General features: G+C 69.7%; 11 protein-coding genes. 9 read left to right on the forward strand and 2 right to left on the reverse strand.

The genetic code is table 11. The features are described from left to right. Positions 1–95: 95 nt before the first annotated feature. The 9 genes from KME79_RS40640 (at position 96) to KME79_RS40680 (ending at position 7212) form a co-directional block, all read left to right on the forward strand. Positions 96–1346 carry an ABC transporter substrate-binding protein gene (locus KME79_RS40640; RefSeq protein WP_219551301.1) on the forward strand — a complete coding sequence of 417 codons (1251 nt, stop codon included), beginning with the start codon at positions 96–98 and terminating at the stop codon, positions 1344–1346. A gap of 8 nt (positions 1347–1354) precedes the next feature. Continuing rightward, positions 1355–2683 (forward strand): ABC transporter substrate-binding protein, encoded by a 1329-nt coding sequence (locus KME79_RS40645; RefSeq protein WP_148033940.1) that lies wholly within the window; start codon positions 1355–1357, stop codon positions 2681–2683. A 12-nt stretch (positions 2684–2695) separates the two neighbouring features. Beyond that, positions 2696–4075: an ABC transporter permease gene (locus tag KME79_RS40650; protein WP_364226312.1), complete on the forward strand. Its 1380-nt coding sequence runs from the start codon at positions 2696–2698 to the stop codon at positions 4073–4075. Further along, the gene (locus KME79_RS40655) at positions 4072–4971 is read left to right on the forward strand and encodes a carbohydrate ABC transporter permease (protein WP_148033942.1); all 900 of its coding nucleotides are present in this window, start codon (positions 4072–4074) and stop codon (positions 4969–4971) included. Before KME79_RS40650 ends, KME79_RS40655 begins: the two co-directional genes overlap by 4 nt. A 108-nt stretch (positions 4972–5079) precedes the next feature. Beyond that, on the forward strand, positions 5080–5757 hold the full coding sequence (locus KME79_RS40660; protein WP_148033943.1) for a uracil-DNA glycosylase: 678 nt from the start codon (positions 5080–5082) through the stop codon (positions 5755–5757). 9 nt (positions 5758–5766) lie between these two features. After that, a complete protein-coding gene (locus tag KME79_RS40665; RefSeq protein ID WP_148033944.1) occupies positions 5767–6096 on the forward strand; it encodes a hypothetical protein in 330 nt (109 codons plus the stop codon). Positions 6097–6159: 63 nt separating this feature from the next. After that, on the forward strand, positions 6160–6450 hold the full coding sequence (locus KME79_RS40670) for an MTH1187 family thiamine-binding protein (protein ID WP_219551303.1): 291 nt from the start codon (positions 6160–6162) through the stop codon (positions 6448–6450). Between the two features lie 79 nt (positions 6451–6529). Next, the gene (locus KME79_RS40675; RefSeq protein WP_219551305.1) at positions 6530–6895 is read left to right on the forward strand and encodes an FAD-dependent monooxygenase; all 366 of its coding nucleotides are present in this window, start codon (positions 6530–6532) and stop codon (positions 6893–6895) included. Further along, positions 6835–7212 (forward strand): aromatic-ring hydroxylase C-terminal domain-containing protein, encoded by a 378-nt coding sequence (locus tag KME79_RS40680; protein WP_372452532.1) that lies wholly within the window; start codon positions 6835–6837, stop codon positions 7210–7212. The genes KME79_RS40675 and KME79_RS40680 overlap by 61 nt, the downstream gene beginning before the upstream one ends. Before the next feature lie 49 nt (positions 7213–7261). Here KME79_RS40680 and KME79_RS40685 read toward each other — a convergent pair whose 3' ends face one another. Then, positions 7262–8200 (reverse strand): hypothetical protein, encoded by a 939-nt coding sequence (locus tag KME79_RS40685; RefSeq protein WP_219551309.1) that lies wholly within the window; start codon positions 8198–8200, stop codon positions 7262–7264. A 49-nt stretch (positions 8201–8249) separates the two neighbouring features. Beyond that, positions 8250–8500: hypothetical protein (locus tag KME79_RS40690; RefSeq protein WP_219551311.1), on the reverse strand; the 251-nt coding region annotated here is incomplete at its 5' end.

The raw sequence follows: 8500 nt of genomic DNA on the forward strand, positions 1-8500 counted from the left end.
TGGCTTGCCGTTGACCACCAGATTACCGGTGTGCATAACATGAATGCATCTACCTAACACGTATGTAACCCCCGTGCACAAGGAGGGAACAACCGGTGCTCCGTCGTCTGGCGATCGTCCTGGCCGTCCTCGCGGCGTCCGGAGGGTGCGCGGCGACGGGCGATCACGGTGGCAGCGAGTCCCGGGCGGGAAGCACCGGCCCGATCACGTTCGCCACCGGGCGCGACACCACGGCGTACCTTCAACCCTTGCTGGATCGCTGGAACCAGGCCCACCCGGCCGAGAAGGTGACGCTCATCGAGCTGCCCGAGGCGGCCGACGAGCAGCGCGCCCAGATGGTGGCCAACTTGCAGGCCCGCAGCACCCGTTACGACGTGCTCGGGCTGGACGTGGTGTGGACCGCGGAGTTCGCGGAGAACGGCTGGATCATCCCCTTGGAGCGCGGGTCCTTCCCGCTCGACAAGTTCCTGCCGCCTGTCGTGAAGACCGCGATCTACAAGGACAAGCTGTGGGCGGTCCCGTACACGAGCAACGCGGGGCTGCTCTACTACCGCACCGACCTGGTGAAGAAGCCGCCGCGCACGTGGGCGGAACTTCGCGAACAGACCCAAAAGATCACGAAAAAGCACGATATCGAGGGTTATGCCGGACAGTTCCTCGCGTACGAGGGACTGACCGTCAACTTCTCCGAGGCCGTGCAGTCGGCGGGAGGCCAGATCCTCAGCGCCGACGGCACCAGGGTGACCCTCGAACCCGCCGCCGCGACGACCGCGCTGGAGTTCCTCCAGCAGGGCCTGCGCGAAGGCTGGATCCCCGAGGAGTCGCTCAACTACAAGGAGGAGGAGTCCCGCCTGGCCTTCCAGGAAGGCCGGCTCGCCTTCGCCCGCAACTGGCCGCACGCCTACGGGCCGGCCAGGAACAGGCTCGGCGACAAGGTCGCGGTCACCACGCTGCCGGGCCCCGACGGGCCGGGGAGCAGCTCGCTGGGCGGCATCAACCTGGCCATCAGCGCCTACTCGCAGCACCAGCAGACCGCGACGGAGTTCATCCGTTACTTCACGAGCCTGGAGAACGAGCGCCGGGTCCTCACCGAGGGGTCGTTCCCGCCGGTGTGGACCGAGCTCTACGACGACCCAGAGCTCATCGAGCGCTTTCCGTACCTGCCCGTACTCAAGGAGAGCATCCTCGCCGCCGAGCCGCGCGCGGCGAGCCCGCACTACAACCAGCTCAGCCTGGTGATCGCGAGCACGGTCGCCAAAGCGCTCACCCCCCCGATCAGCGAGTCCGCGAACGACGTGGCGGCCTCGCTGAAAGCTGAACTCGAAGAGATCATCAGAACCCAGTGAGGCAAGCCATGCGTAAAGGCAGAGCAACAGCGATTCTGGCCGGACTGGCGCTGGCGGTGACCGCCTGCGGCGGCAACGCCCCCACGACCTCCCAGCCGACCGAGTCCGCTCCCGCCGCCAGCGAGAGCGGCGGCGCCAAGACGCTCGAAGGCGTCACGCTCGAAGTCGCCGCCAAGTGGACCGGCGAGGAGCAGAAGAACTTCGAGCAGGTGCTCAAGGCCTTCTCCGACAAGACCGGCGCCAAGGTCACCTATGCCTCCACCGGTGAGGACACCGGCGCCTACCTCGGCCCGCGCATCCAGGGCGGCAGCCCGCCCGACGTGGCCATCCTGCCGCAGCCGGGCCTGGTCCAGCAGTACGCCGAGCAGAAGGCGCTCAAGCCGCTCACCGAGGACGTCACCAAGGAGATCGACGCCAACTACACCGAATACTGGAAGGAGCTCGGCTCCGCCGACGGCCAGGTGTACGGCGTGCTGATCAAGGCGGCGCACAAGTCGCTGGTCTGGTACCAGTCGAAGGCCTTCGAGGACGCCGGCGTGCAGCCGCCGACCACGTGGGACGAGCTGGTGACCGCCTCGCAGACGATCGCCGACTCCGGCACCGCGCCGTTCTCGTTCTGCGGCGCCTCCGGCTGGACGCTGACCGACCTGTTCGAGAACGTCTACCTGTCCTCGGCCGGCCCGGAGAAGTACGACCAGCTCTCCAAGCACGAGATCCCCTGGACCGACCCCAGTGTGGCCACCGCCCTGGAGAAGATCGCGCAGATCGCCGGCAAGAAGGAGTTCGTCGCGGGCGGCACCTCCGGCGCGCTGCAGACCGACTTCCCGACCTGCGTCACCAAGGTCTACGGCGAGAAGGAAGCCGCGATGGTGATCGAGGCCGACTTCGTCGCCGTCACGGCCGAGGAGTCGGGCGCCAAGGTCGGCGAGGAGGCCAAGTACTTCCCGTTCCCGAAGGTCGGCGACACCGCTCCGGTCGTGCTCGGCGGTGACGTCGCGGTGGCCATGAAGGACTCCCCCGGCGCCATGGCGCTGCTGCAGTTCCTGGCCTCCAAGGAGGGCGGCGAGGTCTGGGCCAAGCTGCCCGGCTACCTGTCCCCCAACAGGAACGTCTCCCCCGACAACTACCCGAACGAGATGACCAAGCAGCTCGGCCAGACGATCGTCACGGCCGGTGAGTCGGTCCGCTACGACATGTCCGACCTCGCGCCGAGCGCCTTCGGCGGCACCGACGGCAAGGGCGAGTGGAAGGTCCTGCAGGACTTCCTGCGCGACCCGAGTGACGTCAAGGGCGCCCAGGAGGCGCTCGAAGCAGAGGCCAAGAAGGCCTGGAAGTAAAGAGGCATGGCCGTGACCGAAAGGTTGGACGGCCCCCAGGACCCGCCCGTGGACGACACGGGCGGGCCTACCTCGGGACCGGCTGATACCCCCCGCACACGACGACGCCTCGGCCCGTCACCCACGATCGCCATCGTCTTCCTGCTGCCGGCGGCCCTGCTCCTCGGCATCTGGGTGGTCTACCCGATCGGATACTCGATCGTCCGCAGCATGTACGACTCCACCAACCAGGTGTTCGTCGGGCTGGAGAACTACGGGACGATCTTCAGTGACGCCGGGACGCTGAAGACCATCCGCAACAACCTGATCTGGGTGATCGTCGCCCCGATCGTGGTCACCACGATCGGCCTGATCTTCGCGGTGCTGACCGAGCGCATCAAGTGGGCGACCGCGTTCAAGCTGATCGTCTTCATGCCGATGGCCGTCTCGCTGATGGCCGCCGGCGTCATCTTCCGCCTCGTGTACGACGAGGACCCGGACAAGGGCGTGGCCAACGCCATCATGACCGTGGTGCACGACACGTTCTCCTCCTCCCAGGGCTATCCGGAGGCGCGCGCCCGCGAGGGCGACCAGTCACCGGTGGCCGCCCAGGAGGACGGCTCGGTCGTCACCAAGCAGCCGGTGGAGTCCGGCCAGACCGTGCTGATCCCGATCGTGGGCGTCAAGCCGGAGGTGATGCCCGCGGACGCCCAGCCGGCGGTCGCGGCGACCGGCGGCGACGGGCTGTCGGGCACGGTGTGGTTCGACTTCACCCCGGGCGGCGGCGGCGTGAACGGCCAGCCGGACCCCACGGAGAAGGGCCTGCCCGGGATGACCGTGGAGGCCGTGAGCGACGGCGAGGTGGCGGCGACCGCCACGACGGCCGCTGACGGCTCGTTCCGGTTCGACGGCCTGCCCTCGGGCTCCTACGAGGTACGGCTGCCGCAGGAGAACTTCACGGCCGCGTACAACGGCCTGACCTGGCTCGGCCCGACGCTCATCACGCCGGCGATCATCGGGGCGTTCGTCTGGGTGTGGGCCGGGTTCGCCATGGTGCTGATCGCGGCCGGCCTGGCGGCCATCCCGCGCGACGCGCTGGAGGCGGCCCGCATCGACGGCGCCACCGAATGGCAGGTGTTCCGCAGGATCACGGTGCCGTTGCTGTCGCCGGTGCTGCTCGTCGTCTTCGTGACGATGATCATCAATACGTTGAAGGTGTTCGACCTGGTGTTCATCATCGCACCGCCGTCGGTCCAGCCGGAGGCGAACGTGATCGCGCTCGAGATGTGGCGGGTCGCGTTCGGCGGCGGGAACAACCAGGGGCTCGGCAGCGCGCTGGCCGTCTTCCTGCTGATCCTGGTCCTGCCCTTCATGATCATGAACATCCGCAGGTTCAAGAGGGGTGAGTCATGACCACGGCCACGGCCACGGCCCCGGCGCAGAGCCACGCCGGCGCGCCACGGCGAAACCTGGCCGGACGCATCGTCGACCGCCTCGGCAGCGGCGTCGTCCAGGTCGTGATGATCCTGCTCGGCCTGTTCTGGCTGGTGCCCACCCTGGGCCTGCTGGTGGTCTCGCTGCGCACGACCGAGGTCAACAACGCCGAGGGCTGGTGGACGATCTTCACCAAGCCCGCCGAGATCACCATCGCCAACTACGCCGACCTGCTGGCCGGCGGCTTCGGGGCGTCCTTCTGGAACACCGTGGCCATCACGGTGCCGACCACGATCCTGGTGATCGGCATCGCGGCCATGGCGGCGTACGCGTTCGCCTGGATGGAGTTCCCCGGCCGGGACCTGCTGTTCCTGGTCGTGGTCGGGCTGCTGATCGTGCCGATCCAGATCGCGCTGATCCCCGTGGCCGCGCTCTACGGCCAGGTCGGGATCTTCGGCTCGATCCCCGGCGTCGTGCTCTTCCACGTGGCGTTCGGGCTGCCGTTCGCGATCTTCCTGCTCCGTAACTTCTTCATCGGCATCCCGGCCTCCCTGCTGGAGGCGGCGCGGATGGACGGGGCGCCGGAGTGGCGGATCTTCGTGTCGGTGGTGTTCCCGCTGGGCAAGCCCGCCATCGCCTCGCTCGGCATCTTCCAGTTCCTCTGGGTGTGGAACGACATGCTGATCGCGCTGGTCTACGCCAACCCGGCGAACCAGCCGATGACCAAGTACCTCCAGTCCCAGATGCGGCAGTTCGGCACCAACATGGACATCCTCTCGTCCGGCGCCTTCCTGTCGCTGATCATCCCGCTGGTGCTGTTCTTCGCGTTCCAGCGTTACTTCGTCCAGGGCATGATGGCCGGCTCGGTGAAGTGACCCAAGCGGGCGCCCGTCTTCCCGCGGGGGCGCGGGCGCCCGCCCTTGGTGATCATTTCTCCGGGTTCCGTACGCATCGCCCGCCAGACCTGGCTAAGCTCAACGCCCATGGCCGGACGTCCACTGAACGAAGTCGTCGAAGCCGGATGGGCCCGCGCGCTGGAGCCCGTGGCCGAGCGCATCGCCCACATGGGCGAGTTCCTCCGCAACGAGATCGCCGAAGGCAGGCAGTACCTCCCTTCGGGAGCCAACGTGCTGCGTGCCTTCAACCAGCCCTTCGACGATGTCAGGGTCCTGATCGTGGGTCAGGATCCGTACCCCACCCCGGGTCACCCCGTCGGGCTGTCGTTCTCCGTCGCCCCCGACGTGCGGCCGCTGCCCGGCAGCCTGGTCAACATCTACAAGGAGATGGAGTCCGACCTGGGGCTGCCCAGGCCGGCCAACGGCGACCTCACTCCCTGGGCCGACCAGGGCGTGCTGCTGCTCAACAGGGTGCTGACGGTGATGCCGGGCAAGCCCGCCTCCCATCGGGGCAAGGGCTGGGAAGAGGTCACCGAGCAGGCCATCCGCGCCCTGGTCGCGCGTGAGAAGCCGATGGTGGCCATCCTGTGGGGCCGCGACGCCCGCAATCTCGCGCCCATGCTGGGCTCCGTGCCGCGCGTCGAGTCCGCCCACCCGTCGCCGCTGTCGGCGCGCAGCGGGTTCTTCGGCTCCCGCCCGTTCAGCCGCGCGAACGAACTGCTCGCCCAGCAAGGCGCGGCCCCCGTGGAGTGGAAGCTGCCCTAGGCTCGTCGCATGAGTGACGCACAGAAGTTCCTACGACTCACGGTCGAGCTGACGGTCGAAGTGCTCGACGTGGACGCCCTGCAGGCGGCGGCCCTGGCGGAGATCCGCCACCCCGAGGCCGAGCTGACCGACGAAGAGCGCAGCGAGCAGGCCGAGCTGGTCAAGTCCGACGAGACCGGCGCCTCCGCCCTCCAGTGGCTGATCGAGCCCGAGCACGTGCTGCAGCTCGTCGACCACATCGACGAGATCGAGCCGCGTGAGGCGATGCTCGGCGTCGAGCCCTCCGAGGGCCCGGCCGAGGACGAGGAAGAGGCGGAGGACGAGCACCTCCACCTCTGACCGTCCGGCCTGCCACGTTCGTCGGCGCGGACCTGCCGCGCCAGGAGCTCAGGAGGTCACGCCGTGATCGTCGCATTCTCCATCACCCCGCTCGGCGTCGGCGAGGGGGTCGCCGAGCCCGTCGCCAAGGCCGTCAAGGTCGTGCGGGAGAGCGGGCTGCCGAACCACACGGATGCCATGTTCACCACCGTCGAGGGTGAGTGGGACGAGGTGATGGACGTCGTCAAGCGGGCCGTCGACGCGGTGGCGGAGGTCGCTCCCCGGGTGGGGCTCGTGCTCAAGGCCGACCTGCGCCCCGGCGTGACGGACGCCATGACCGGCAAGGTGGAGTCGCTGGAGAAGCACCTGGGCTGAGTTCGAGATATGTCTTGACCGCTCCCGAGACGCGACATATCGTGACCACGCGATATTACTCGTGCCTCGGGAGGTCGTCATGACGTACCACCGTGTCCCTGTTCTGATAGTCGGCGGCGGCTACGCCGGTCTGAGCGCGGCCCTGCTCCCGGCCTGGCGTGACATCCCCGTCATGCTGGTCGAGCGGCAGCCCGGCACCTCGCTCCAGCCCAAGCCCGATCGGGGTCATGACCGCCGACGCCCAGCTGGCCAACCTCGGCATGCGGATGCCTCCGGCCGCCCGCGTCGGCTATCCCGAGCCGCTCGGCGACCCTCAGGGCCGTCCTCGGCGCCCGCTACCACTCCACGGCCGTCATCGAGGATCCGGACGACGACGGCTCCCTGCTGGAGGACCCGCGCCACCCCACCGGCCGGCCCGGCAGCCGGGCCCCGCACGTGCCGCTGACCTGGGAGGGCCGTCCGATGTCCACGATCGACCTGTTCGGCGGCGGGTTCGTGCTCCTGGCCGACGGCGAGGGCGGGCAGTCCTGGTCCGACGCGGGCCGCCTGGTGTCCAGGCGTCTCGGGGTCGCGCTGTCGAGGGTCGTGCTCGGCGACGACGCGGTGGACGTCAAGGGCGAGTGGCGGTCGCGGTACGGCGTCGGCGCGGGCGGGGCGGTCCTGGTCCGCCCGGACGGCTACGTCGCCTGGCGCGCCACCGGCCCCGCGCCCGAACCGGCCACCGCGCTGGAGTCCGCCCTGCGCCGCGTCCTCAGCCGCTGACGGAAGATGCGACCCTGCCCGGCATGGTTCGGCGGCCGTCCCTTGACGGTCAGGTGGCGAGCAGGTGTTCGCGCTCGTCGGTGAGGTCGCCGAGGCGCCGGGTCAGGTCGGCCTGGCCCTGGGCGAGTGTCCTGAGCGAGTCGTCGATCCAGGCGGACATCTCGGCCACGGCGGTGCGGGTCCTGTTGATGCGCTGGTGCTTGAGCGCGTCGGTGATGATGTTGTCGAAGAAGACGTCGGCGAACCAGCGGGTGTCCACCTCCGGCATCTTCGGCCGGGCGGCCCAGCCGAGGTCGGCCAGCTCCCTCGCGAACGTGTCGAGCGCCTGCTGGGCCTGCCACGTGGCCTGGTCGGCGGTGACGAGGTGCTCCCGCTCGACGGCGTCGGCGAAGACGCCGCCGCCGAACATGTCCCAGGTCGAGGCGCCGCGGGCGTGCTCCAGCTGCGCCAGCACGTGGCCGACCCACTGCCCCGCCGCCTTGCCCGCCTGCACGGCCTCGTCGTGCTCGCGCAGGTCGGCCTGCGTGTCGGCCATCAGGCCCGACAGCTCCATGAGGCGCCGCCCGCGCTGGTCGCCCCGCTCGACGAGGAGGCGTTCCTTCTCGGACAGCAGCCGCTGGTAGTCGTCGGCGGCCCCCGCGGTGGCGGCGAGGTCGCGCTCCGTCTCGCCGAGGTCGCCGGTGAGGGCCTCCAGTCTCGCGCGCTGGCCGTCGAGGCGCTCCCCCGCGAGCGCCGCCTCGGCCCGCTCCCGCGTGAGGCGCTCCTCCCTGGAGCCGGTGAGCCTGGCCATGAACGCGGACAGGCCGCCCTCCAGGCGTTCGACGTCTCGCCGCTCCTTGGCCAGCTGCTGCTCCAGCTGGGTCACCAGGTCGGCGACCTCCCGGATCTGCCGCCCGAGCGAGGAGCGCCGCGCCGCCAGGTGGTCGAACCAGCGGACGCGCTGGCGTGCCTCTCTCAACCTGCGGTCGAGGTCTTCGAATGGGTCCACATCAGTTCCTACGAACGACCGCCCCCGGTCGTTCCCCCGCCGAGGGCCGTCAGGCCGCGATGGAGGTGACGGCGGCGCGGGCGGGGGGCTGGGTGGCGCAGAGCCAGTCGTTGAGTGAGCCGGTGAAGCCGGCCGGGGGGCCGACCTTGAGGTAGGCGACGGGGCCGGCGTCGCCCGCAGGGCCGACCTTCAGGCGTCTGCCGCCTCCGGATGAGTGAGCCGGCGCGCAGGGGGTGAGGCGGACACCGAGGGGGGCGGGCGGGAGGGGGAGGTGGTCGTCGATGGCGCGGCGGGGAGATC

Origin of the sequence: Nonomuraea harbinensis, assembly GCF_019396385.1 — a bacterium.
Classification (GTDB): Bacteria; Actinomycetota; Actinomycetes; order Streptosporangiales; family Streptosporangiaceae; genus Nonomuraea; species Nonomuraea ferruginea.

Coding starts and splice junctions, on each gene's coding strand:
- KME79_RS40645 (WP_148033940.1), top strand. CDS start 1,355: ATGCGTAAAGGCAGAGCAACAGCGATTCTGGCCGGACTGGCGCTGGCG.
- KME79_RS40655 (WP_148033942.1), top strand. CDS start 4,072: ATGACCACGGCCACGGCCACGGCCCCGGCGCAGAGCCACGCCGGCGCG.
- KME79_RS40665 (WP_148033944.1), top strand. CDS start 5,767: ATGAGTGACGCACAGAAGTTCCTACGACTCACGGTCGAGCTGACGGTC.
- KME79_RS40675 (WP_219551305.1), top strand. CDS start 6,530: ATGACGTACCACCGTGTCCCTGTTCTGATAGTCGGCGGCGGCTACGCC.
- KME79_RS40660 (WP_148033943.1), top strand. CDS start 5,080: ATGGCCGGACGTCCACTGAACGAAGTCGTCGAAGCCGGATGGGCCCGC.